This is a genomic window from Lactiplantibacillus herbarum (assembly GCF_001039045.1).
GTDB classification, from domain to species: Bacteria; Bacillota; Bacilli; order Lactobacillales; family Lactobacillaceae; genus Lactiplantibacillus; species Lactiplantibacillus herbarum.
In genome coordinates this window covers 1-25,044 of record NZ_LFEE01000025.1, presented here as the reverse complement: position 1 = coordinate 25,044, position 25,044 = coordinate 1, and the positions used below count along the sequence as shown (strand labels likewise).

At 42.9% G+C, this 25,044-nt stretch carries 23 protein-coding genes and 1 other RNA gene; 21 read left to right on the top strand and 3 right to left on the bottom strand.

The window, feature by feature from the left end; all coding sequences use genetic code 11:
• Positions 1 to 304: 304 nt before the first annotated feature.
• On the top strand, positions 305 to 523 hold the full coding sequence (locus ACG95_RS09235) for a hypothetical protein (RefSeq protein WP_237756483.1): 219 nt from the start codon (positions 305 to 307) through the stop codon (positions 521 to 523).
• 338 nt (positions 524 to 861) lie between these two features.
• On the opposite strand, the gene ACG95_RS09225 is transcribed toward ACG95_RS09235, so the two are convergent.
• On the bottom strand, positions 862 to 1,326 hold the full coding sequence (locus tag ACG95_RS09225) for an Lrp/AsnC family transcriptional regulator (RefSeq protein WP_048000239.1): 465 nt from the start codon (positions 1,324 to 1,326) through the stop codon (positions 862 to 864).
• A gap of 242 nt (positions 1,327 to 1,568) precedes the next feature.
• Here ACG95_RS09225 and ACG95_RS09220 point away from each other — a divergent pair, with 242 nt between their 5' ends.
• The 7 genes from ACG95_RS09220 (at position 1,569) to ACG95_RS09195 (ending at position 7,397) form a co-directional block, all read left to right on the top strand.
• Positions 1,569 to 2,462: a C40 family peptidase gene (locus tag ACG95_RS09220; protein WP_048000238.1), complete on the top strand. Its 894-nt coding sequence runs from the start codon at positions 1,569 to 1,571 to the stop codon at positions 2,460 to 2,462.
• A 67-nt stretch (positions 2,463 to 2,529) separates the two neighbouring features.
• On the top strand, positions 2,530 to 3,396 hold the full coding sequence (locus tag ACG95_RS09215) for an alpha/beta hydrolase (protein ID WP_048000237.1): 867 nt from the start codon (positions 2,530 to 2,532) through the stop codon (positions 3,394 to 3,396).
• Between the two features lie 591 nt (positions 3,397 to 3,987).
• Positions 3,988 to 4,149, top strand: coding sequence for a hypothetical protein (locus tag ACG95_RS14440; protein WP_152668320.1), 162 nt, complete (start codon positions 3,988 to 3,990; stop codon positions 4,147 to 4,149).
• A 60-nt stretch (positions 4,150 to 4,209) separates the two neighbouring features.
• Positions 4,210 to 4,959 carry an NUDIX hydrolase gene (locus ACG95_RS09210; protein ID WP_048000236.1) on the top strand — a complete coding sequence of 250 codons (750 nt, stop codon included), beginning with the start codon at positions 4,210 to 4,212 and terminating at the stop codon, positions 4,957 to 4,959.
• 98 nt (positions 4,960 to 5,057) lie between these two features.
• The gene (locus ACG95_RS09205; protein WP_048000235.1) at positions 5,058 to 6,233 is read left to right on the top strand and encodes an MFS transporter; all 1,176 of its coding nucleotides are present in this window, start codon (positions 5,058 to 5,060) and stop codon (positions 6,231 to 6,233) included.
• 210 nt (positions 6,234 to 6,443) lie between these two features.
• Positions 6,444 to 6,761, top strand: coding sequence for a hypothetical protein (locus tag ACG95_RS09200; protein WP_048000234.1), 318 nt, complete (start codon positions 6,444 to 6,446; stop codon positions 6,759 to 6,761).
• A 75-nt stretch (positions 6,762 to 6,836) separates the two neighbouring features.
• Positions 6,837 to 7,397 (top strand): ECF transporter S component, encoded by a 561-nt coding sequence (locus tag ACG95_RS09195; protein WP_048000233.1) that lies wholly within the window; start codon positions 6,837 to 6,839, stop codon positions 7,395 to 7,397.
• Positions 7,398 to 8,061: 664 nt separating this feature from the next.
• Here ACG95_RS09195 and ssrA read toward each other — a convergent pair.
• Positions 8,062 to 8,434: a transfer-messenger RNA gene (gene ssrA / locus ACG95_RS14235) on the bottom strand.
• 54 nt (positions 8,435 to 8,488) lie between these two features.
• Positions 8,489 to 9,421, bottom strand: coding sequence for a DMT family transporter (locus ACG95_RS09190; protein ID WP_048000232.1), 933 nt, complete (start codon positions 9,419 to 9,421; stop codon positions 8,489 to 8,491).
• A gap of 186 nt (positions 9,422 to 9,607) precedes the next feature.
• On the opposite strand from ACG95_RS09190, the gene ACG95_RS09185 reads away from it, so the two are divergent.
• From ACG95_RS09185 to ACG95_RS14430, 13 genes are all read left to right on the top strand, one after another.
• A complete protein-coding gene (locus ACG95_RS09185) occupies positions 9,608 to 9,877 on the top strand; it encodes an ACT domain-containing protein (protein ID WP_048000231.1) in 270 nt (89 codons plus the stop codon).
• Positions 9,878 to 9,887: 10 nt separating this feature from the next.
• On the top strand, positions 9,888 to 11,231 hold the full coding sequence (locus ACG95_RS09180; protein ID WP_048000230.1) for a PFL family protein: 1,344 nt from the start codon (positions 9,888 to 9,890) through the stop codon (positions 11,229 to 11,231).
• A 336-nt stretch (positions 11,232 to 11,567) separates the two neighbouring features.
• Entirely contained in the window at positions 11,568 to 12,296 is a 729-nt protein-coding gene (locus ACG95_RS09175) for a response regulator transcription factor (protein WP_048000229.1), read from the top strand.
• Positions 12,293 to 13,819 carry a sensor histidine kinase gene (locus ACG95_RS09170; RefSeq protein WP_048000228.1) on the top strand — a complete coding sequence of 509 codons (1,527 nt, stop codon included), beginning with the start codon at positions 12,293 to 12,295 and terminating at the stop codon, positions 13,817 to 13,819. Before ACG95_RS09175 ends, ACG95_RS09170 begins: the two co-directional genes overlap by 4 nt.
• A gap of 177 nt (positions 13,820 to 13,996) precedes the next feature.
• A complete protein-coding gene (locus ACG95_RS09165) occupies positions 13,997 to 15,178 on the top strand; it encodes a class I SAM-dependent methyltransferase (protein WP_048000227.1) in 1,182 nt (393 codons plus the stop codon).
• 238 nt (positions 15,179 to 15,416) lie between these two features.
• Complete coding sequence (locus ACG95_RS09160) at positions 15,417 to 16,274, top strand: GRP family sugar transporter (protein WP_048000226.1); 858 nt, start codon at positions 15,417 to 15,419, stop codon at positions 16,272 to 16,274.
• Positions 16,275 to 16,495: 221 nt separating this feature from the next.
• Positions 16,496 to 17,848 (top strand): glucose-6-phosphate isomerase, encoded by a 1,353-nt coding sequence (locus ACG95_RS09155; protein ID WP_048000225.1) that lies wholly within the window; start codon positions 16,496 to 16,498, stop codon positions 17,846 to 17,848.
• A gap of 177 nt (positions 17,849 to 18,025) precedes the next feature.
• A complete protein-coding gene (locus ACG95_RS09150) occupies positions 18,026 to 18,217 on the top strand; it encodes a hypothetical protein (protein WP_048000224.1) in 192 nt (63 codons plus the stop codon).
• Between the two features lie 361 nt (positions 18,218 to 18,578).
• Entirely contained in the window at positions 18,579 to 20,573 is a 1,995-nt protein-coding gene (locus ACG95_RS09145) for an ABC transporter ATP-binding protein/permease (protein ID WP_048000223.1), read from the top strand.
• Between the two features lie 16 nt (positions 20,574 to 20,589).
• The gene (locus ACG95_RS09140) at positions 20,590 to 22,146 is read left to right on the top strand and encodes a glycosyltransferase (protein WP_048000222.1); all 1,557 of its coding nucleotides are present in this window, start codon (positions 20,590 to 20,592) and stop codon (positions 22,144 to 22,146) included.
• The gene (locus ACG95_RS09135; RefSeq protein WP_053072757.1) at positions 22,139 to 23,905 is read left to right on the top strand and encodes an ABC transporter ATP-binding protein; all 1,767 of its coding nucleotides are present in this window, start codon (positions 22,139 to 22,141) and stop codon (positions 23,903 to 23,905) included. The genes ACG95_RS09140 and ACG95_RS09135 overlap by 8 nt, the downstream gene beginning before the upstream one ends.
• A gap of 640 nt (positions 23,906 to 24,545) precedes the next feature.
• Entirely contained in the window at positions 24,546 to 24,677 is a 132-nt protein-coding gene (locus tag ACG95_RS14900) for a hypothetical protein (RefSeq protein WP_021732661.1), read from the top strand.
• 163 nt (positions 24,678 to 24,840) lie between these two features.
• Complete coding sequence (locus ACG95_RS14430; protein WP_080474986.1) at positions 24,841 to 24,984, top strand: hypothetical protein; 144 nt, start codon at positions 24,841 to 24,843, stop codon at positions 24,982 to 24,984.
• Positions 24,985 to 25,044: the final 60 nt, after the last annotated feature.

The window sequence follows — 25,044 nt, the reverse complement described above, 5'->3', positions numbered from 1 at the left end:
TTCGTTCAAGTTATTTCTTGCAATCTGCCATATTAAAAAAACTGTGTGCGATGCCGGATAAAGTTAATAGTTGCAAAGTAAGCCCCCATAATGATTACGTTTAGTTGCTTTGTCCTTTAATCATAACACGTTACGGTGGAAACTGTTACCTGTGGTCGTCTAAAATCAGAATGATTTAACCAACCACTAATGTGTTTACCAAAAAGCAACCAAGCCTTTACTTAAACGTGATAGTTAAAAAGGTGAAAATTTGTCATAATACGGTGTAAGTAAATAAAATAAACGCCTGGAGATGATTGATCGCATGTTTTACGGTGTCATGCTGATGAGTTACTTAACGGGAACAGTCGTGCAGTGGTATTATCGAGAATACGCTAGTTTGCTAGTGTTATTGGACAGTATTACGATATTATTTATGGGCATTTTAGGTTGGTACCGCATTGGTAGCCTTGTTTTGCTACCGATAGCCGGCTTATGGTGCATCAGCGTTGGGACAATTTATGCAATGAATCGATTAGGATAGGGGTGTCGTGATGAAATATTGGTTTTGGGGCTGGACACTGGAACTGTTAGTTAGTGCGAGCATCTTTTTGATTAGTTTGGTGGGAATGCATTGGTTAGGTCGCGGATTATGGCCGGGCCTCCTAGTTGGCAGTGTGTGCCTAATTTTAGGCGATATTGGTCTTGAAAGATGGAAAATCCGGTATCACTTAACGGATAGTAAAATGATAAAAAAACTAATTGGTCGTTAATATCTAATAAAATTATTTGGCGGATAATTAAAAGCACCTCAGAATTTTAAAATTCTGGGGTGCTTTTAAGGTGTACTGACTCGCAAATCTTATTACTAGCAAGCGAGACTTAATCGTTATCTGATTTTATATCCTGATCATCAGGCAACTTAAGCCCACGATTAGTAACACTAGTTGAGAAGACGATTTGAGTGCTAGTCTTACCAAACTTCTGTAGGCGATTGACGAATTCGTCTAGTACCTGAGTGGATTCAAAAACGACTTTCAAAATCTGTGAGTACTCACCTGTCACGCAATCACATTCCAAAATATTAGGGACAGTCGTTACAAAAGGGTAGAACCGTTCTTTTTTAGCTGGATCTAACTGTAATTGAATGTAGGCCTTAATATGATAATTGAGCTTTTCATAATTTAAATTAGCTTGATAGTCGCGAATAATGCCGTTCTTTTTGAGACGAGTAATTCGCGCTGAAATTGCTGGTGATGAGATGAAACACTGATCAGCCAAAGATTTGAGTGAAATCCGTGCGTCGGTCTGTAAGGCGTTCAAAATCTTCAAATCTGTCTTATCCATGATCAAAACGCCTCCTAACGTAATTACTAGTATCATAGCATACTTTCACATCGATTTTTAATTATATAGCTGATTTCAGCAAGAAAGGACAGCTACTTAACACTTCAAAATTTTAGCTTGCTGGAGATAAGGTGATTGAGCGTGGTACATATGATTTTAAGCTCGTTTACTATAAAAGCTGGCTACCGGTAAAAATCAGAGTAAAATGGTGTGGTACACTTGGAAAAACAGGAGGACCGATTATGCAGATTGCACGAGTTATTGCTGCCGTTGCTAATGTCTGGAGGCAGCCGCAGACCGTTTCAGTAGAGCCAGCAGCACTGGATAATTCTGGCTTGCAAGATTGGTTAGGCCGTTTAACAGACACGGATACAATCGCTTTAGAGCGGGATAATCGGATTGTCACGCAAGCGTTATTCAATGATACGTTCGCAGTTGAATCCGTTGCTGACGGTTGGGCATATGGCTACGTAACTAGTCAAAAGGATGCGCGGCACACGCAGGGCTATCCGGGATGGGTCTGGCTGGCACAACTATCGCTAGTTCAATTACCGCTTCAGACTGGACCAGTTGTAACGATTCGCCGAGCTTTTACGCCGTTATTACGGTTGGATGGCAGTACCTTGCTGATATTAAGTTTGGGAACTGTGTTGCCGGTGATTGATCGCCGCGACCATCTTTATGACGTGGTTCAAACGCCACTTGGAATCGGTAAGGTTGCTAAGCGAGCGACACAATTCAGTTTTCAAACGGCTAACGTCACTCGGGGTGAGTTACTTGTTCGACTAGGGGAAGACTTCCTAGATTTACGTTACTTGTGGAGTGGTATCAGCGCGTATGGCTTTGACTGTTCGGGCTTGGTCTACAGTCTGCATCGTTGTTTAGGCATCAGTTTGCCACGTGATGCGCAGGATCAGGTTAAGGTAGGTGAGTCGATTGCGTTAGCCGATGCTCAAGTGGGTGACCTGATGTTCTTTGCACATGATCACGGTCGTGGTGCGGTTCATCACGTGGCTTTTTACGCGGGTGATGGTTGGTTATTGCACGCGCCAACTCCTGGTAAGACGGTGACGTATTTGCAACTTTCAGCGACCTATTTGAAGGACGAATTAGTCGCGATTAAACGTAACTGGTAATTAAAGTGAAATTAATGAAGTCATCATCGCATGGCATCATAACGAATAATTAGACGAGGCGAATATAGTGAAATATCTAAAATGGTGGTTAGTTGGGTTAGTGCTGGTGTTAGGATTGGGTGGCTGTGGTCAGCGGCAGTCTTCAAAAACGAAAACCAGTCAGAAATCAAGTACGACTAAGACTGTGTCACCCTATATCAACAGTCAGACCCCAACATTTTACGTCCACGGATTTCAAGGAAGTGCTAACTCGACCAATACGTCGATCAAGCACGCGGAACAAACGGCGCACGCCCATAAAGTTTTGGTAGCAACCGTTAGTACTAGTGGTCAAGTGACCTTAACTGGGAACTGGAAAGCGGGGACTCGCAATCCAATTATTCAAGTGGTTTTTAAGAATAATTTAGCGCAATACGATCAACAGAGTACGTGGTTAGCGCAAGTAATCACCACGGTTAAGCAACAGCATACATTTAAAAAATATAATATTGTGGCTCATTCAGCAGGGTGTGTCGCTAGTGTTAATATGCTGATGACGAAGCAAGCAACCGGTTTTCCTAAGATTAATAAATTAGTGACGATTGCTGGGCCTTTTGATGGTGTGGTGGGGGAAGATGATGTGGCTAATCAAAATTCAGTATTAGCTTCAGGACAACCTAAGTATTTACACGCTGCATATGACTTATTGGCTGCCAAACGGACGAATTTCCCACATAACGTTAAGTTATTAAATATCGTGGGTAACTTGGATGATGGTAGTAATTCAGACAGTCTCGTGACTAACGTTTCGGCGCGGTCGATCAAGTATCTACTCCGGGGAACTAGTCTGAACTATACCGAGAAGGATTTTCATGGCAAACATGCGCAGCACAGTCAGTTACATGAGAATGCAAAGGTCGCTGCGGCGGTTAATCGGTATTTGTGGCATAGCTAAAAGAGTGCAACATAAGGCGGTTAGTTTGTGAGCATTAACATGAAACCAGCGATTATTCCCGGGCTTGGAATAGTCGCTGGTTTCTTCGTTAAGCGGAACAAACTGCTTTATGGCGCACGTTTCGGCTATTCATAATTCACGAACAAAAAAACGGGCTATGACTTCGGTCGTAGTCCGTTTGGTATTACAAGAAGAATAGAAAGTAAGCTGTGCGAATAAGTTGGAATAAAGTATATAGGGTAATTAAATAAACAATTGAGATTCCCCCGTATACGGCATATTTATAATTGCGCATTTGAAAGACCTCCTACTTGAATTTACCTACAGTGTAAAACGCTTTCATTTTAAATGCAACCAATAAACTGCTAAGGAAAGTTGAAAACAAGATTGCTAAGATATAGTTCGAAATATTAGCTAAAATTAGTTGAGTATGCTAAAGTAATAATCTAGTTTGAAAAAGTTCACGTTTTTAGGCTAGATCAAGCAATCTCAGATTTTGAATAAATAAATTTTTAGTATCATGTACTTGCCCCAGTATTAGTACCTAGAATTATTTACAAATTTCCTGAGCGTTAGGAAAGGATGTAATCAATGCGCGTTACAATTAATCGAGGTCAAGAGGTTTATGCTAATATTCCACTAATGACCGCTCGACACCGTTATATCAAGGCGGATGTCTGGGAAATCAAAAAAGCGATTATTGAAAATTCAGCTATCAATGGCTGGACAGTTCAAGAATTACAAATAGCGTAATTAAAATAATGAACGGCCACGGCAATTTGCTCGTGGCCGTTTTTGTAGGAGGATGAACGGATGGTATCTGAGGTCATTAATCGACCACTGATCAGTATTACCAACGTGATTTGGAGCTTTGACACGGTGACTAAACAGTTGTTGGTTCTGATGATTCAACGGGATAATGCCCCTTTTGAGGGAACCTGGGGATTACCAACGACCTATTTACGAGCGGATGAAAGTGCTGATGCTGCAGCGTTACGCCTAGTACGTGAGAAGATGGGTGTTACGGTTGCTGGTATCCAGGCGGAACAGTTGGGAACTTTTACGGCGGTCAACCGCGTGCCTGATGAACGATCATTGGCGTTAACTTACATGGTCTATTTACCGGTAAAACCAGAGTTGGTTCCGGGATATGGTGCACAAGCGGCCGAATGGTTTGCAGTGACCCCAGCTGGTGAACGAGACGATTTTGTAGCGAATGATTTGGTCTTTCGAGGGCTAGCGGATGAGGTAACGGCCACTCAATTTTATGCTAGCAATGCGCAGGAGTTAACGGCAGATCATGCTTTGATTCTAAGAACCGCTTTACAGCGAGTGCGGAACCGGTTGGATTATGAACCAACGATTTTGCGAGTGTTTGGAGATCAGTTTACGTTAAAGCAGGCTCGTGAATTGTACGCTATCCTACGACGACAGTCTGTTAGTCAAATTGACAATTCAAATTTTCGTAAAACGCACGTCCATTTATTTGAAGAGCTCGGAACGGTTCGGCTACCTACGATGGGGCGGCCAGCAAAAGTGTACCGATTAAAAGGTCATAATTGACACGTTAAGGTTACCATGGTAACCTTATGGCACCTTAAAGGTAAAAAATACCTAAAATATAAGTATATTATTATTTGGGATAATATGGGGGAGTTACGGTGCAGGTAAAAGGAAACAAGCTATTATTATTAATTGGGACAGCGTGGTTATTTGATGCGTTAGACGTGGCGTTACTGTCATTTATTATGCCGGTAATCAAAGTTAGTTGGCACTTAACAGCGGGACAATTAGGGGCTGTTAGTGCGGTGACATCATTAGGAATGATTTTTGGTGCGCTGGGCTGTGGTTACTTAGCGGATAAGTGGGGACGTAAGCCGGTCTTAATTGGAACCTTGCTATTATTTTCAGTAGGGAACTTGTTATTGGCTTTGACACCTAGCGTGGGATGGTTTTTACTGATAAGATTCATAACTGGTATGGGCTTAGGTGGCGAATTACCAGTTGCGGCGACCATTATTGCGGATAACTTTAAAGGAACGCAACGTGCTCGCATGTTGGTCTTAGTTGACAGTTTCTGGGCCTTTGGCTGGATTATTGCATCGTTGCTAGCATTCTTAGTTATTCCACGCTATGGTTGGCGGGTAACCGTTCTGATTACGGCTTTGATGGGCGTCTATGCGTTGCTCATGCGGCGTCATTTGCCCGCTAGTACTCAGAAATCTCAGCCAACTAAGCGTTTAGCGTTTGGGGAGGCGTGGCAACGAGTATGGTCGACACAGTACCGACGAACAACGCTCTGTTTAAGTACGCTTTGGTTTGTTGTTATGTTCGTCTACTACGGCCTGTTCCTCTGGTTACCAAGTGTCCTGGTCTTGCGTGGCTTTTCGATGGTCCACGGTTTTGGCTATACGGTTCTGATGAGCTTGGCTCAGTTGCCAGGCTATTATCTGGCCGCATGGTTGATCGATAAGGTGGCGCGCAAAACAATCTTGACGGTATATCTATTGGGAACCATTGTGAGTGCCAGTGTTTTCGGGTTTGCCAGCAGTTCAGCTATAATTCTCATTAGTGGTGCTTGGCTCTCATTCTTTATGTTGGGTGCCTGGGGGATTATGATTGCCTTTACGCCAGGACAGTTTGACATTGCCGTTCGTGGTTTTGGAATGGGCGTTGCTCAATCTGTTGGTCGGGTCGGTGCTACGATTGGCCCATTTTTAATCGGTGCCTTAATTGCACTGGGCTTTACGATTCCGATGATCTTTATGGTGTTTGTAGGTGTATTGATTGTAGGAATTGTCATTGTTTGGATTGGCTTGAGTGATCAGGACAGATAAGTATGATGGTATAAATTAAATCGTACAATCAACTGTTGAATATTTTAAATAGCTGATTCAATTGGGGATACGACTTAATGTAGGTTGAATTCTTAGCAATAATATTTTTTGTGAATTAGTAGTAAGTGCAGTGTTGACGCGGTTTTAAAGGTGTTATTCGTTGCGCCATTGTGACCAAACTCCTATGATAGCAGTGAGGAGTTGAGGGACATGGTAAAGGCAGAACTGAAGGGAATCCAACGTAATGATCGACTGGGGGCGCAGTTAGCATTGGCAAGTACGAAATCTGAAATTCGAACAAATGCTGTGTTAGCAAAATTAGTGACGAGTGCCCATCAACGTTTAAAACGTGATGGTGATGCTACGGGAACGGCGCAACAGCTTGCGATTGATCTAGGATACTATCTGTTCTGTCATGAATACCAAATGCCCCGTGCGGCCTATGATCTCTTAGCAGTTGCGTGTGAGATCAATGTGGCAACAACGGCAAGTACGCGTGTGGTTCAGCTGCCGAAAGCTAGGGAATAAGTGCTATCTTTTTAAACTAAATAGGATTAAAATATAATGATAAAATAGCGTGAAAAAGTACGTGGAGGTCTGTTTATGGGAAGGTCCATCCGATTAAAGCAACTTGTTTTTGCGGGCCTGTTTGCCGCCATTATTTTTATTGGAATTAGTGTGTTAAGAATTCCGTTGCCAGCCATTGTTGGGCGACCTTTTATTCATTTTGGAAATATCCTAACCGTCTTAGCGGTGATGTTACTAGGATTTAATTATGGTGCGATGGCAGGTGCCGTGGGATTAGGGCTATTTGATATTTTAAATGGCTATGCGGCAACTTCATGGTTAACCATCATTGAAGCGATTATTCTGGCCGCCATGGTCAGTCTGAGTTTTCGATCCATCGGTTACGCCGAAGATCGCTTAGTTAAGCTCTACTGGGTCTCATTAGTCGCAGGCCTAACTAAGATTGTCACTTCGTGGTGTACGGGCGTGATCGAAGCCTTGATGGTGGGAACGTCACTCAAAGTAGCGATGATTGGTGCCTTTACTAGCCTACTGGCAGCGACCATCAACGCGGTTGCGTGCGTCATCTTGGTCCCAATATTGTACCGATTGTTGGTACGGGTAGGTTTTAATCGACAACGATTAGGAACTCGGTAGAATATGAACTAGATAGCGTGAAAAAGAACCAGTTTTAGGAGGTTGCTGAGGGTCAGTAACTTACTAGAACTGGTTTTTTATTGATCAGAGAGAGTACGATTTTAAGACATGCGATTCGTTGCGGTTGGTCTATCCACATAGGATAATATAGTTGTTGCCTACCTATACCGTGTAACGGATGGGAGGTGTCCTATATGTTTAGTTCGCTAATCGCGCTGCTTATTGTGGCGGTTTTAACTGTTTTGTTTTCAAAATGGCTAGATCGTAAAGATAATAAGTAGGTTAGCTAGGCAACCTGTATACACCCGTTTATTTACATAAGCGTAAAAAAATACCCTCAACTACTGGCATAGTTGGGGGTATTGGTGTCCTTAATGTTCAATACTAATCGCAAGTACATTATAGCAGATAATCTAAAAATATACTGAAATAAAGTAGACTAATTCTACAACGTTTTTTTTGTAGAGTACTTGATATAGCAACATTCGATACTTTTTAAAATGCTAAAAAATAGCGCTAAAAAGTATACTTTCTGTAGTGTCTTTATAGCAGGATTAATGCGGAGAAAATAGTAAATTAGTGCAAAATAAAAAGCCATCCGTTAAGATGGCTTTTACTGATATAACAAGTGTTCTGGAGCTTATTACATCGATTTGAAAGGCTTTAATGGAGATGGCGAGAGTCGAACTCGCGTCCAAGCATATTGCCCCTCGAATGTCTACGCTCATATTCATACTATTTAAAGTTCGTCGTTACAAACGCCGTATGTCAGGGCAACTAGTAACAACTAACCTGATTAGTCTCTTCTCGTTGCTCCAGGTGGAAGCATTGAGCGTAAGTCCACTGAATTTAGGACCCAGATCCGGAACATGGACGACCCCGGGAGGATCTACGTTAAGCGCCTATTAAGCAGCTAAAGCGTAAGAATTGTTATTATTTTTTGCAGTTATAATATTAAACTGAGCGTTTTAACGTAGACGCAACCTACGAAGCGCAATCCGAACTCAAACTATACCTGTCGAATCCAGAACATCCCCAAATTCAACACTCTTAGTTTAGCATAGCTCAACGTATTCTGCCAACTAATCTGTCTAGGAACGCTGTTTGCGACGGTGTAAGCGGGCCAGCATTTTATGCGGATTGAGCGAAAGTGCCATTACGGCTAAGATAATCAGGATTCCGCCGATAAAGTCAAAATTAGTGAGCTCGACGTTCAAGAAGAGAATTGAAAAGATCGTTGCCGCAAGTGGCTCAAACGCATCCATCAGACTGGCAGTGGTGGGTAGAATATACCCCAAACTGCGTGCAAACATTAAGAATGGCACGACGGTCCCGAATAGAATAATGACTAATATCAGCAAGAATTGTGGGAGCGTGAGGGTCAAGTGAACCAGCCACATTGGTTGTAAGGCCATTAAGCAAAGACCTGCAATTAACAATCCCCAGCCAGTTACAGTCAGGGCGCCATATTTAGGTAGGATCGCTCTTGGAATCAAAGTGTTAGTTGCAACTCCAATAGCTGACAAGCCGCCCCAGAAGAGAACGACTGGCGAAATTGCCAAACTGTTCAATTGACCGTGCGTTACGATTAGTAAGGTTCCGATAAAGGCCATCACCATACCGATGATTTCAGAACGGTTAGGAACGACGTGTTTAAATAGTAGAAAGTAAATACTAATAATGAATGGTCCGAGAAATTGAATGATGGTTGCGATTGGCGCATTACCAACGCGAACAGCTTCAAAGTAGCAAAGTTGAACGGGAATCAGTCCCAAGACACCGTAACTGATGACGGTGAGTGCATCGCGATGTTGACGCCAGATTTTAAAGGGACGTTTACCAGCTAGTTGGCCCCAAACGATTAAGATTAGACCGGCACTGATCATACGAATCTGAGTGAGCCACATGGCCGTAATATGGGCATTGGTTGTGAACAGGGTGCTGGCTGCAACGCCTGAGATCCCCCAAAGGATACAGGCGCAACTGGCTAGTAGGACCCCGCGTAAATGATGTTGCTGTGTCAAGATTGACACTCCTTTCTGAAAAGTATCAAGTGCTTTCCATTATAGCAAAGCAAACTGACCTAACCTATCTTTATGAGGAATCTCTTATTATTCTCATGAATCATGCAACTGAGTGCTTTTCGCGGTAACGCATGCTATGATATGGGCAACAAAGCGTGCATTCAGTAAAAATGGAGGTTCATATTAATGAAAGCAATTATTACAGTGGTCGGTCAGGATCAGGTTGGAATCGTGGCTAAAGTTGCCAATGAGTTAGCCCGTTTAGAGATTAACATTGTTGATATGTCGCAAACTTTGATGGAACATAATTTTACGATGATGTTGTCCGCCGAATGGGATGACCAACAGTTAAGCTTTGCTGCGGCTAAGGCAGCGTTGGAAGACCTCAGTCAGAGTGCGTCGTTAACGATTCGAATTCAGCGTCAGGCCGTATTTGACGCGATTCAGAAGTTGTAGGTGACTGCCGATGGAAAGTCGATCAATATTAGAAACCATTCAGATGGTAGCCGAAGAAAACTTAGATATTCGAACGATTACAATGGGGATTTCGCTATTTGACTGTATCGACAGTGATGGCGAACGTGCTCGTCAGAAAATCTACGATAAGATTACGACCAGCGCCAAGGATCTTGTGAAGGTCGCTGATCAGATTCAAGAAGAGTATGGGATTCCAATTATTAATAAACGGATCTCAGTGACCCCGATTGCGTTGATTGCAGCGGCTAGCGGTGATCAGGACTACGTGGCGTACGCGGTGACGATGGAACGCGCTGCTCAGGCGTTAGGTGTTGATCTGATCGGTGGTTTCTCAGCGTTAGTTCAAAAAGGATACCAGAGTGGGGATCGCAAGTTGATTGCGTCTATTCCCGAAGCATTAGCGGCAACGTCGCGGGTCTGCAGCTCCGTTAACGTTGGTTCAACGCGAGCGGGCATTAATTTGGATGCTATTGGTGAGATGGGACGCGTTATCAAACAGATTGCAGCGGATGATCCCATCAATTGCATGAGTTTAGTTGTCTTTGCTAACGCTGTCGACGATAACCCGTTCATGGCGGGTGCTTTTCACGGCGTCGGTGAGGCTGATCGTGTTATCAATGTCGGAATCAGTGGTCCAGGGGTCGTCAAACGGGCACTGGAAGAAGTGCGCGGTCAAGCAATTGACGTTGTTTCCGAACAGATCAAGAAGACCGCCTTTAAGGTGACGCGGATGGGCCAATTTGTCGGCACGATTGCGGCCGAACGGTTGAACGTCCCATTTGGGATTGTCGACCTGTCTCTAGCACCGACTCCTAACGAGGGTGATTCGGTAGCCGAGATTTTAGAAGAAATCGGCCTTGAGAGCGTCGGTGCTCCTGGAACGACCGCGGCATTAGCGTTATTAAATGATGCGGTTAAAAAGGGTGGCGTGATGGCTTGTGAACACGTCGGTGGTCTTTCAGGGGCCTTTATCCCAGTGTCTGAGGATGCCGAGATGATTCGTGCCGTTAGCGCTGGCCGTTTGAATATTGAAAAGTTAGAAGCGATGACAGCAGTCTGCTCAGTTGGGCTAGATATGATTGCAGTACCTGGCAAGACCAGTGCGGCGACTATCAGTGGCATGATTGCGGATGAGGCGGCCATTGGGATGATCAATAACAAGACGACGGCTGTCCGGGTAATTCCAGCCACTGATCAAGATGTCGGTGGTTCAGTTGAATTCGGTGGCTTGTTTGGTCGAGCACCAGTCATGGCAGTTAATGAGAGTCAGCCGAAAGCCTTCATTGAACGTGGTGGTCATATTCCAGCACCAATTCATTCATTTAAGAATTAGGGTGTGACGGTGTCTCCCAGCATAATAATGAAGACAATTATATTAAGTAGCCGGTCAGTGGGAATTGAAAGGTCAGTTAATGAATAGGTTAGTCACAAACGGGATTGGTTAATCAATCCCGTTTGTTGTGTTTAACGGCCTAGTTTAATCCCGAAGCCGGTTGTTTGATGCAGACCACACACTTCTTTCACAAATCCAGCACGATTTATTAGTAATTTGTTGTTATACTAATCCTGAATCCTAGCTCGAAGTAGGGTATGATAATAATAGATAAAAGCGCAATATGTGACGCAATTAAATGTAAGCAATTGTAATTAACTTGGAGGAAGCTGCTCTATGAAACTATTAATGATTGAAGATAATAAGTCCGTCTCAGAAATGATGGCGATGTTTTTTAAGAAGGAACAATGGGATGCTCACTTTGCATACGATGGTGACGAAGCCGTTGACATGTTTAATGAAGATGTCGATGGTTGGGATATGGTGACTTTAGACTTGAACTTGCCAGGTAAAGACGGTATGCAAGTTAGTGCAGAGATTCGCAAAGTTTCACCAACCGTACCAATTATCATGCTAACGGCGCGTGACTCTGAAAGTGATCAAGTCTTGGGTCTTGAAATGGGTGCGGACGATTACGTCACTAAGCCATTTTCACCAATTACATTGATTGCTCGGATCAAAGCGTTACACCGCCGTGCCGATTACAGCAATACGGCAACGACTGAGCCTGAAGTCGGTGCCATCGGTGATTTTGATGTACAAACCGATCACTTCAAGCTAAATACGAAGACGCGTGAAGCTTACTTGGCAGACGAACAGATTCAAGATTTAACTCCTAAAGAATTCGACTTGCTGAAGACGTTGGCTCAAAAACCACGCCAAGTGTTCTCTCGTGAGCAGCTCTTACAACTAGTTTGGGATTATGAATACTACGGGGATGAACGAACCGTCGATGCCCACATTAAGAAGTTACGTCAAAAGATTGAAAAAGCGGGTCCTCAAATTATTCAGACGGTTTGGGGGGTCGGCTATAAGTTTGATGACAGTGGAGTTGATGCTAAATGAAGCTGATCTATCAACAAATGCTAGCGTTCTTTGCGGTCATCATTACGGTGATTGTGGTGCTGGGGTTTGCGTTCATCCGAACGACCAGAACGATGCTGTACCAAAATTCTTGGCAACAGTTACAGCAGTATGCGGCGAGTATTGAAAAAGAAGCGATTCGCTACAATACTAAGACGAACCAAGTCGTTGGTTTTAACCAGCAATTCTTGAATGATGGTACGGTTATCTTGCGGGATCAACACATCCATTTTTCGGTCTACGATGCGAATAAAAAGGTCGTTTATCCGAATTCATTGGGTGGGGTGACGGCAGAGAGTACTCCTGGTGGTTCGATCTATGATCCTAAGATTTCAGCTAAAGATTGGAAGAAGCTGAAACAAAATAAGATTATCACGCAGGCACCGCACGTCACGTTTAGATCACGTAATCATGATCAACCGGTGAACACACCGTCATTACGGACGATCGATGTGTTAGTCCCGCTGTTCTATAAGAATGGTTCGACGAAGAAGTTCATTGGTGCGATTTCGATTGGCTCGTTTGAACAGACGTTGCAGGCTAATGAGCAGCAGATTGAAAAGAACCTGTTCATTGCGTTGCTGGTTTCTGGGATTGCGGCGCTGCTGTTGAGCTACGTCTTAGCCCGTTATTCGGTCCGACGCATCAACCGACTGCGATATGCGACCCATTCAGTTGCTAATGGTGATTTCGATATTCAAGTGGATAGTAACCACAAGGATGAGATTGACGATTTAGCGGATGACTTCAATGGCATGGTTAATTCGTTACGTGGTTCTGATGAAGAGATCAAACGACAGGAGAAACGTCGTCGTGATTTCATGGCGGATGCAGCGCATGAAATGCGGACACCGTTAACAACGATCAACGGTATCTTAGAAGGCTTAGCTTATGATGTTATTCCTGAAGAGGATAAAGCCCATTCGATTGAACTGATGCAGAGTGAAACGAAACGTTTGATTCGCTTAGTTAATGAGAACTTGGACTATGAAAAGATTCGAACCGGACAGATTGCGTTGAACAAGACCAATTTTGATGGTAACGATGTTTTGCATAATTTAGTAGAACAACTCACAAAGAAGGCGGCGGCAGCTGAAGATCACTTTGAGCTCACTGCACCGGCAGAGTTACCAGTATGGGCGGACTATGATCGTTTTGTACAGGTACTGTTCAACATTATGCAAAACGCCATTCAATTCTCACAGGGTAGTGTGATTGAAGTGACTGCTAGCCGAACAGAACATGCAGCGGTGGTTGCCGTTCAAGATCATGGCATCGGGATGACGCCTGATCAAGTGAAGAATATCTGGGAACGCTATTACAAGGCTGATCCATCACGTAAGAGTACCAAGTACGGTGAATCTGGCTTAGGCCTAGCGATCTCACATCAACTCGTACAGCAACATGGTGGTTCGATTCAGGTCGACAGTGCAGAAAACGAGGGAACTTGTTTTACCATTACTTTCCCTGATGAAGGCTTCGATAAACCAATTATGGATGATTAAGTGTAAATGATGGGCTTGAGGCTTGCCACGTGGCAGCGCAAGCCCATTTTTTGATGGTAGTTAGATTACTAACTTGAATAGCGTTAAACCGCTAAATATGTTACTCTTAACAAGGCTATAATAGCGATTTACCGCTAGTTTTAGGTAAGGTTTGAACGAATAGGAGAAACTAAACATATGCAAAGAGTACAAATTACGGGTAATTCCCAACGTAAAGTTAAGGATGGCTATCCTTTATTGGTAGCAGATGACTTGAAGGAACCAGAAATGAAGTTAACGGATGGTTCTTTCGTAGCGTTAATGGCTAGTTCACAATTTATGGGTTACGCCTTGATTGCTAAGCACCGTCGTCAGTTAGGTTGGGTACTGAGCTTAGATGAAAGTGAAACCCCAACAACGGACTATTTCCGTAAGTTATTTAAACAAGCTTTGATTCGGCGTTCAACGCGTTTCGACGCACAAATGCCACAACGGGTCTTCAATGCGGATGGTGACGGCCTTGGTGGTGTTACTGTTGACCGCTACCAAGATTATTACGTCTTCACGTGGTATTCACTGGGTGTTTATCAACAACGCGAAATGGTTTATGCAGCGTTTGAAGCAGCTACTGACCACCAATTTAAGGGGATCTACGCTAAGCTTCGGTTTAACGTTGAGGAAAACAACCTTAAGAGTCAGTTAGTGACTGGCGAAGCTGCTCCAGAACCTCTATTGGTTGACGAAGATGCTGTGACGTATCCCGTACACTTGGCAGACGACTTGACCAGTGGCCTTTTACTTGATTTACGGCCTATCCGTGAATGGGTAGCGAGCGCTGAATTACAAGGTAAGACTGTCTTGAACTTGTTCAGCCAAGAAAATGGCGTTACCGCTGCAGCAGCCGTTGCCGGTGCTGCTAAGACGATTTCAATCGAATCGACTAAAAAGGGTGCTAAGGAAACGGCAGAACAGTTAGCCGTTAACAATATTGATCCAGATAAGCATGAAATTCGGACAATTGAAGTTAACCGTTACTTGGATTATGCACAAAAGCACCGTTTGAGTTATGATACGGTGGTTGTTACGGCACCAACTTTTGCCCGGAGCAAGAAGCAGAAGTTCCAAGTGGCACCTGACTTAACTGATTTATTGACTGACACGATACCAGTTGTCCGTCGCGACGGTCAGTTAGTTGTCGCAACGACGGCAAGTAACTTCTCATTGAAGCGATTCACGGAAGCTGTTGAAGCCGCATTTGTGGGTAGTGATCGTGACTATACCATTAGTGAAACGTTCCGGTTACCAGAAGATTTCGTTACTCGGAAGGCTTACCTTTCAAGTAATTACTTGAAAGTCTTAGTTATAACGCTTGATAAATAGTCATTAGGACTATAAATACAAGTGAAAATAAAAAAATTTAAAAGCTAAAATTAGGGACCGTTTTCATTAATTGAAAACGGTCCCTATCTATAAAGAAAACGAATTCATGAAAGTATAAAAATAATTATATTTAGGGCCTAATCCGTGATTATAGCTGGTAAAACGGTTACTTAACTGGTAGAATATTTCTTTGTCGTTAGACATAAGAGAGAAAACATAGAAATGAGGATTATTAGTAATGGGAATTCTAATTGCACTGATTCCTGCGGTAGCGTGGGGCAGTATCGGCCTGATTAGTGGCCGAATGGGCGGTACCGCTCGGCAACAGACCCTAGGAATGACTATGGGGGCCTTGGTATTTGGGCTTGTTTTATGGGCAGTTGAGCAGCCAGCATTAAGTGGTAAGATTTGGTTGATTGGGATCGTTTCTGGATTATTCTGGAGTATTGGTCAAGGTCAACAGTTCACTTCAATGAAGGCGGTCGGGATTTCACGGACCACACCAATTTCAACCGGGATGCAACTGGTTGCTAATGCGTTGGCCGGGGTCTTACTATTCAGTGAATGGCATGGCAACATGTACTGGATCGGGTCAATTTCTGTCATTGTACTGATTGCTGGGGCCGTTTTAACGTCCTTAACTGATAAGACTGATCCAAACCGAAGTGCTTCGGAAAACTGGAGTGTCGGTATTCGTGCCTTGATCTTATCAACGGTTGGTTATGCCGGTTATACGATTGTCGTACATTACGGTAACGTTAATGCACAGGCTGTTGTTATGCCACAAGCCATCGGGATGCTTCTAGGCGCTTTGATCTGGTCATTCAAGGATAAGCCTTGGGTTGAAAAGGCAACTTATCGTAATATTGTGACTGGTTTAGTATGGGGCGTGGGGAACTTATTCATGTTCATGGCCATGGCTCAGATTGGCCAAGCCGTCGCATACTCATTGTCACAAATGGGAATCGTCATCTCAACGTTTGGTAGTATCTACCTATTAGGGGAGCATAAGACGAAACGTGAGATGGTTTACGTAATCGTTGGCTCGATTCTCGTCATTGTTGGTGGGGTCGCACTCTCATTAATGAAGGCATAGTAAAAGTTTTACTTGTAAGTTAACTAATTGATATAATACTAACAGAAGCTCGAAGGGACGCGGTAACTTACGGTTATCGCGTCCCTTTTTTTGATGAAATAATTAAATTTTTTACATTAATTGCGAAAATTCACGAAAAAATAGCGGTAGCGCTTTTCATTCTTCCGTTAGCTATTGTATAATATGACATGTAAATACGTATAGAAAGAGGTAATAATATAATGGCACATATTTCATTTGACAGCTCTAATTTAACTAAGTTTGTTCACGATAACGAACTTGGCGAAATGCAAGCTATGGTCACAGCTGCTGATAAGGAGCTGCGTGAAGGAACCGGCGCCGGCAACGATTTTCGTGGCTGGTTAGACTTACCAACTGATTACGATAAGGAAGAATTTGCACGGATTAAAACCGCTGCAAAGAAGATTCAAAATGATTCTGACGTTCTCGTTGTAATCGGTATCGGTGGTTCATACCTTGGCGCACGGGCAGCCATTGAATTCTTACACGAAACTTTCTGGTCATCACTTTCACGTGAAGACCGTAAATTCCCACAAGTTGTCTTTGCTGGGAACTCAATCTCATCATCATACGTTAATGATTTAATTCATTTGATCGGTGATCGTGACTTCTCTGTTAACATCATTTCGAAGTCAGGTACCACTACTGAACCTTCAATCGCTTTCCGTGTCTTCAAGGAACGTTTGATCGCTAAGTATGGTGAAGAAGAAGCTAAGAGCCGGATCTACGCTACAACTGACCGCAAACGCGGTGCGTTGAAGGAAGAATCCGATGCTGAAGGCTACGAAACCTTTGTTATTCCTGATGACGTTGGTGGTCGTTTCACTGTCTTGACACCAGTTGGTTTATTACCAATTGCTGTATCAGGCGGCGACATCGATTCATTAATGAAGGGTGCTGCTGATGCCATTGGCGAATACTCGGATGCTGATTTAACTAAGAATGAAGCATACCAATACGCTGCTTACCGGAACATCTTGTACCGGAAGGGCTATACCACTGAAATTCTTGAAAACTACGAACCAAATATGGCGATGTTCTCAGAATGGTGGAAGCAATTGATGGGCGAATCTGAAGGTAAAGACCAGAAGGGTATCTACCCATCATCAGCTAACTTCACAACTGACTTACATTCATTGGGTCAATACATCCAAGAAGGTCGTCGTAACTTGATGGAAACTGTCGTTAAAGTTGACAACCCTACTAGTGATGTTGACATTCCTAAGGAAGCCGAAAACCTTGATGGTTTGAAGTATCTTGAAGGTAAGACGATGGCTCAAGTTAACACTAAGGCCTTCGAAGGGGTTATTATGGCCCACGTTGATGGCGGTGTTCCTAACATGGTCGTTAACATTCCTTCACAAGATGCTTACACCTTAGGTTACATGATGTACTTCTTTGAATCTGCTGTTGCTATTTCTGGTTACTTGAACGGGATCAACCCATTCAATCAACCAGGTGTCGAAGCTTACAAGAACAACATGTTCGCCTTACTTGGCAAACCAGGTTACGAAGAATTAACTGCAAAATTAACTGCACGTCTTGATGACTAAGCTCAACTAGACTGTAATTGAACGCTGGTTAGATCACTTTTTTAGTGATTTAACCAGCGTTTTTATTATTAGACAGGTATAATGGAAACAAGTTTGATGGTAAGATGGTATTTATTGAATAATATTAAGTAACCAAGCGTTAGTTCATATTTAGCGCTAGACATAAAGGAGTTCCACATGCGTAAGTTAAATATCATTGAAAGTATTATCATTATTTTCGGCTTGGTCCTATACGGTATCGGTAGTCAGATTGCTAGCGTCGATCAGCAATGGCCATGGCTGCAATACGTGGGGTTGATCATCGTATTTGTGACTGGTTTGGCAGATGCGGTATACAGAGTCGTTACTAAACGTAGCTTTTTTAAGTAATTAGATTGAGAATCGGCGGGCACTACTAAGGAAGATTCACGTTAAAAACGTGGATCTTTTTTTAATGGACTGATGACTGTTAGCTCATCCTTTGATGACGTGTCAATGTCAGGTGACTGATCGAGTGAGGGCGGTCATTGAAAATATTTACAATTAATTTAAGGCTAAATTACGTGATTTTGGCGCTTGCTATTAGCAATTAGTGATGGTAACGCTATTTATAAGTATAGTGTTTTTTACACTGAATGGTTACCCCTGGTATTCGATAACACTTTACATCATTCACTAAAAATCGCAATCTTATTAATGAGGAAGTGCGTTCTGGGGCATCCATCAAAAAAAATCGCGGGAGGATACATATATGAGCTTTCTAGAGTTACATGATATTCGCAAGGCTTACACCTTGAATCACGAAGAGAATGTCATATTAAAAGGTATTAATCTAAATTTTGAACGAGGTGAATTTATCTCGATTCTTGGGGAATCTGGTGGTGGTAAATCGACCTTGATGAACATTATCGGTGGACTAGATAATCACTACGAAGGTGAAGTTCGTCTTAATGGTCGCTCACTCCGGTCAATGAATGTCCGGCGAATGGATCGTTATCGTCGTGAGACCATCGGCTTTATCTTTCAAAACTTTAATTTAGTAAGTTACTTAAATGTCCTTGATAACGTCTTACTATCATTAAAGATGACGAAAGAGTCACACGCGCAACAAGTTAGACGCGGTCAGGACCTGTTGAAACGGGTTGGATTAGCAAAGCAAGCACACCAGTATCCTAATGAATTATCTGGTGGACAAAAACAACGGGTCGCCATTGCCCGAGCTTTAGCTAGTGATCCAGACATTATCATTGCCGATGAACCTACTGGCGCATTGGATAGTGAGAATACGCAGGAAGTTATGGATATTCTATATTCGATTGCGGCAGAAGGTAAGCTGGTCATCACCGTGACCCACTCACAAGAAGTTGCGGATTATGGGACGCGAATCGTTCATTTAGATGATGGTCAGATTCATGATGAGTTAGTGATTGGGGCACCATTTGACGTGGTCGATAAACCGCAAATGCGTTATCGGACTCTAGGCTTTCGTCAGATGTTCAAAATGTCCATGCAGCATATGCGTCGGATGTGGCTTCGTTACCTATTAATTATCTTTGGTTCATCCATTGGGATTAGTAGTATCGTCGTCATGCTAGGACTCGGCTCTGGAATTCAAAATTATATGAATCATCAGATTACGTCGCAAGTTAATCCAACAGCTGTGCAAGTTTCAAAGAAGACCGGAACGGTTAGCACAAAAGATCGTAAGAATGCGACCACGGCAGCAGAGTATAAGAAGGCTGTCAATCAAGAACAGGTCACGGCGGCTAAAAATGCAGAGTTTACGGATACAAATGCCAAGCAATTGACTAAATTAAATCATGTTAAATCAACTAAGCTAGGTTATTACACGAGCGCCCAAGCCAATTATCAAAAGAAGTCGGCAACGGTGACGTTACAGACGGATAACCCAACTATTTTAGGTAAGACTATCAAAGATGGCGCACGTCCTGGAACGGACCAAGTCTTGATTGGTCGTAAGTTAGCCAAAAAGATTGCGGGTAAGAAGAGTTACAAGACTGCACTCAAGAGCAAGCTTACGATTAAGTTGACCACGGTTGATAAGAAAAACCAGTCGGTAACTGTTAATAAGACGGTGACGGTTAGTGGAATCACTAATAGTGATGATACGAATGCGGTCATTTCATCCACCACTGCTAAGTCAATGTTAGAGAAGCAAAATGTGGTTTACCGGCCAAACTTTGCAATTGTCCAAATTGATAAGTTGTCACACGTTAAAAACGTTGAACACCAGATCAAAGCAATCAAGGGTGACAACAAGAAGCAGGCGTATGACTATACAGGTATCGGTGATTTAGTTGATTCATTGAATACGTATATTCGTTTAGCAACTAACGTCTTAACTGGCGTTGCAGGGATCGCACTATTAGTTTCAGCGATTATGATCATCGTTGTCCTTTATGTCAGTGTGTCTGAACGGACACGTGAAATCGGGGTATTGCGCGCATTAGGTGCACGTAAACGCGATATTAGCCACTTGTTCTTTGCAGAAGCCCTGACAATTGGGGTATTGGCTGCCGTTATGGGTGTGTTATTCGGTCAAGGTTGGCAATTGCTTGGAAACATGGCAATTTATAGCTTGATCAAGTACCCAATCGTTCGAATTTCTACCACTGCAATGCTCGGTGGGGTAGCAGTTAGTGTTGTGATTAGTTTGTTAGCAGCAATGGCACCCGCACACATGGCAGCTCGGTTAGATCCAGTTGAAAGTTTGTCACATGAATAAAGTGGGGGCGTAGCACATGTATTTTTTTATTACGAGTAAGATCGATTCAACACCATCGGCTATTGAGTTAGCGATGATCCAGCGCCAACGCTTATTTACGAAGCATCGAGTTCCCGCATTGATCGTCACACGTAACTTTGTTCGTGACTTGCATACTAATATGCATAAGATCGGCTTTGACGATGATTTTCAAGTTAATATGTACGATTATTTTCAAGGGACGACTGACTATGACGGTCAGCCACTGACTGCCACTAACTATCCGCGGGTCACAGGCGAAACCTTGGAACGCATCAGTAATAACGAGTTTGATGTTGTTCAACGTGAACAACGTCAAAAGGCCATCATGTTGAATGGTGATGGTAACGTGGACTATGTGGATATTCTTAATCCACAGGGCGCAGTTAGTCGTCGTGACTACTACGATACTCGCGGTTATTTAACGGTTGCGCAGTATTTTGATGAGAATCAGAACATTGTTTTAGAACAGCATTGTAATTTACAGGAACAACCAGTCCTAGAGACGTTCTTCCGTCCAAATGAAAAGCAACAACCAGTAGCGACGCACCAACGGTTATTGAACTTTCAAGGTGGCAATTATGAATTTGAAGATTGGGATCAACTGACAGCCTTCTTCTTGGATGCACTCAATAAGGAGTACGGTGGTCACGGGACGATGATCGTTGACCGCAGTGATGCTGGGATGAATCCAATCGTTAAGATGACCAGTACGGCTCGTAAGTACGAGTTCTTACACAGTAACTTTACTTTGGACCCACTTGATGTGGTTAATTCACCAATCGTGCCCTATACCCAGATTGGGTTAGATCATGCTGATCAGATGGCCGGATTTATTCTATCAACGCAAGAAGAATGTGATGATATGACGGATCACATTCATAACGTCATCCCAACAATTGCGATTCCAGTAGGTAGTGTCAGTGACGAACAACTTGCAGCACGGCCAATTGACTTTGCAGATCGTACGGATGGTAAAATCATTGCGGTCGCTCGTTTGTCAGAAGAGAAGAACTTAGAACAATTGATTAAAGCAGTTGCTTACGTACATGGCAAGCAATCAAATGTGAGCCTGGATATTTATGGCTATGGTGATTCATGGACGGGCTTCAAAGAAGAGAACCGGTTGCGTGCCCTAGTTAGTTCGCAGCGTTGGCAATCATTCATTACCTTTAAAGGGTTCCAACGTGATCTGATAGCAGTCTATGACCAAGCACAACTGATGGTCTTAACTAGTAAGTATGAAGGCTTTAACTTGGGTATCTTAGAAGGACTCAGTCACGGTGTGCCAGTCGTGGCTTACGATATTAAGTATGGCCCAGCAACGATGATCGAAGACGGACAGAACGGTCGCTTGATTGAACCAAATAACTTGGTTGAATTAGGAAAAGTTATCCTAGGTCTCTTGCAACAACCCGATCAGCTTGCACGGATGAGTGAACGGGCTTACGGCAATAGTAGTCGTTTTTCAGAAGCCATGATCTGGCAACGCTGGAATGATCAAGTCGTTCAGCCAGATATTCAAGTCATGAGGGGAGCAGCAACGTATGGATGAGACACACACGCAGTCTGTGGATGAGCAACCACGGACCAAATATGGGACTCGTGATCTACTACGATTGATTGGGACCCATGCCAATCCTAAAAAGGGACTCTTTGCGTTAGGGATTCTGTTGTCATTTGTGGCAACCATTTGTAGCTTAGGCATCACTTTGATGTTAAAGGAATTCATCGATGCGTTTAACCACGGGACGTCTAGTCAGCTATTGGTTCGATTAGCAGCGGTGATCATTGTTCAACTGTTAGCCAGTGTGGCTTCCAGCTTCTTACTGAGCTATACCGGGGTCGATGCGGTATCCAAATTACGGAGCAAACTGTGGCAACACATTGTTGACCTACCGATTCCGTATTTTGATCACAACCGAACTGGGGAACTCTCTAGTCGGGTGGTCAACGATACTTCAACGATCTTTGAATTGATCTCAAGTCAGTTCTCAAACGCAATTAACGGAATTATCTCAATTGCGGGTTCGTTAGTCTTGATGTTAATGCTGAACTTCCGGTTAACCATCATTATTTTGATTGTAGTACCGCTGATGGCAGTGATTATTGTGCCAATGGGGCAAGTGCTAGCACGTATCTCAAAAGCGATTCAGAAGGAAACAGCCAATTTGAACAGTGCTGCTGTTCAAATGATTGGTCAAAACCGCCTAGTTAAGGCAATGGTTGCTGAAAAAGCCCTTAAACAACAGGGTGACGACCAAGTTGATCGGATCAAGGGCTTTAGTGTTCGCCAAATCAAGTTGATTTCTGTATTGAATCCAGTCCTAAACATCATGTTATTAGCAGCAATCTTCATCATTATTGTTTATGGTGGGATCCTCGTACAGACGAAGGCACTGACAATCGGTAGTTTGGTGGCCTTCTTGATGTACGCGGTTCAGATGATTGCACCGCTTAGCAGTGTCACGGGACTAGTTACGGCTATTCAACAGACCGTTGGGGCCACGGAACGGATCGACAATATTCTGGACAGCCCGGTAGAAGACAAGCGCTTAGCAGGCGAAACGTTAACGACGATCGACACGATTGACTTTGATCACGTTGATTTTGGTTACGAAGCTGAAAAACCGGTCTTAAAAGACATTGATCTGACGATTCAACGTGGTGAACGAATTGCGTTGATTGGTGAGAGTGGTAGCGGTAAGACGACCCTAGTCTCTTTATTAGAGGCGTATTACACGCCAACCAGCGGTGAATTAGCGATGAATGGTCAATTGATGACGGACTATACGATACCATCAATTCGTGATCAGATCGGCTATGTTAGTCAGGAAGTCGATCTCATGCCGGGAACGATTCGGGATAACTTGTTATTAGGGACGACACATGAAGTCGCGGATGATCAGTTAACCGGATTACTGGTTCAAGTCGGTCTAGAGGACTGGTTAGCAGACTTGTCAGACGGCCTAGATACTGATGTTGGTGAACGGGGACTGAACGTCTCTGGAGGTCAACGTCAACGTTTAGCGATTGTTCGGGCACTTGTTCGTGAACCATCACTATTGATCTTAGACGAAGCAACAGCTAGCTTAGATAATCAAAATCAGGAACGGGTCAGTCAGCTATTAGCGACCTTACCAGATGAGCTGACGACGATTACGATTGTGCATCGTTTGAACCAGATCGAAGCCTACCCACGGATTCTATTCATGGAAGATGGCCAGATTACCGGTGACGGCGATCACGAGAGCTTGTTAATGTCTCATGAACGTTACCGTGATTTCTATCGTTTACAGTATCAGCACGGGTAAAAAAGTAGGTTACTGGATTAATTAAATCAAATCGAAGTATTTAAAAGTGGTTATTGTTGTTCGCTGACAATAGCCACTTTTTTGGACACGTTTTATGTACTTTGCTGACAAGAGATGGTTGATGGTTATTTTTAATTATGAATTTAAGAAGCTTAAAGTATAAATTATTTTAATAATAGTGCCCAAAAAGCGTTTTTTATAATTAAAATTTGGGTCATTAAATGCTGATTATTAGGTGCGAAAAAGAAGGTTAATGAGCCCTGAACGGTAAACGGATTATTGATGATAAACGCTGAATTGTCAATGATTTAAACGTTTTCCATCCATTGATAAATCGCTAGATAAACATAAATAATATTGATAATGCACATAATATTGGGTGTTTAATAAAACGCGTAACTTGTGCACAGTATGTACATTTAATCGTCGAATATGATACTGCCCTGTATTTGTTCAAATATTAGGTATTTTGTTGACGTTGCACTATCAAATTAGTTAATATTTAAATCGTAAACAAGGTTACTTGTTTTACATTCGCATTAATAATCTGATTAGGTTATTTAATTGTTTCAATTAAAAACGTGATTGACTGATTATTATTCACCGAATGATTTGTAAATTTTCTAAGGAGGATAATGCTATGAGTTTCTTCAGTGATTTACATTTCTTACCAGGAACCCACACTTCATCACATACTAGTTATGTAAGCAACCAACCACTTGGTACTTTCTACCAGTTTGTTTTGAATGTGATTGCTGCTGTCAAAGGCTAGGCAATTTGGTTGATCAGGTTATTGGGGGAATCCGGTGATTAAACATTTGAATTCCGAGTGCTTGATCAATTGTGGTTCATAATTAACTTGATTTCCATATCAGGGTTTTCTCGGTGAGGGGACTTTGAGAGTAAAAAACATTAAATAAAAGGAGGAATTTGACATGAGTTTCTTTAACGATTTTCATATCTTACCAGGTACGCATACGTCATCATACACTTCAAGTGTTTCAAACGACATTTTTGGTGGCTTCCACAGTTTCATCTTAAACTTGATTCCAGCAATCAAGGGCTTGTTCAGCAAGTAGATTGCCACAAGCAAGTCAAATAACTATATAAGGAGGATACAAACATGAGTTTCTTTAACG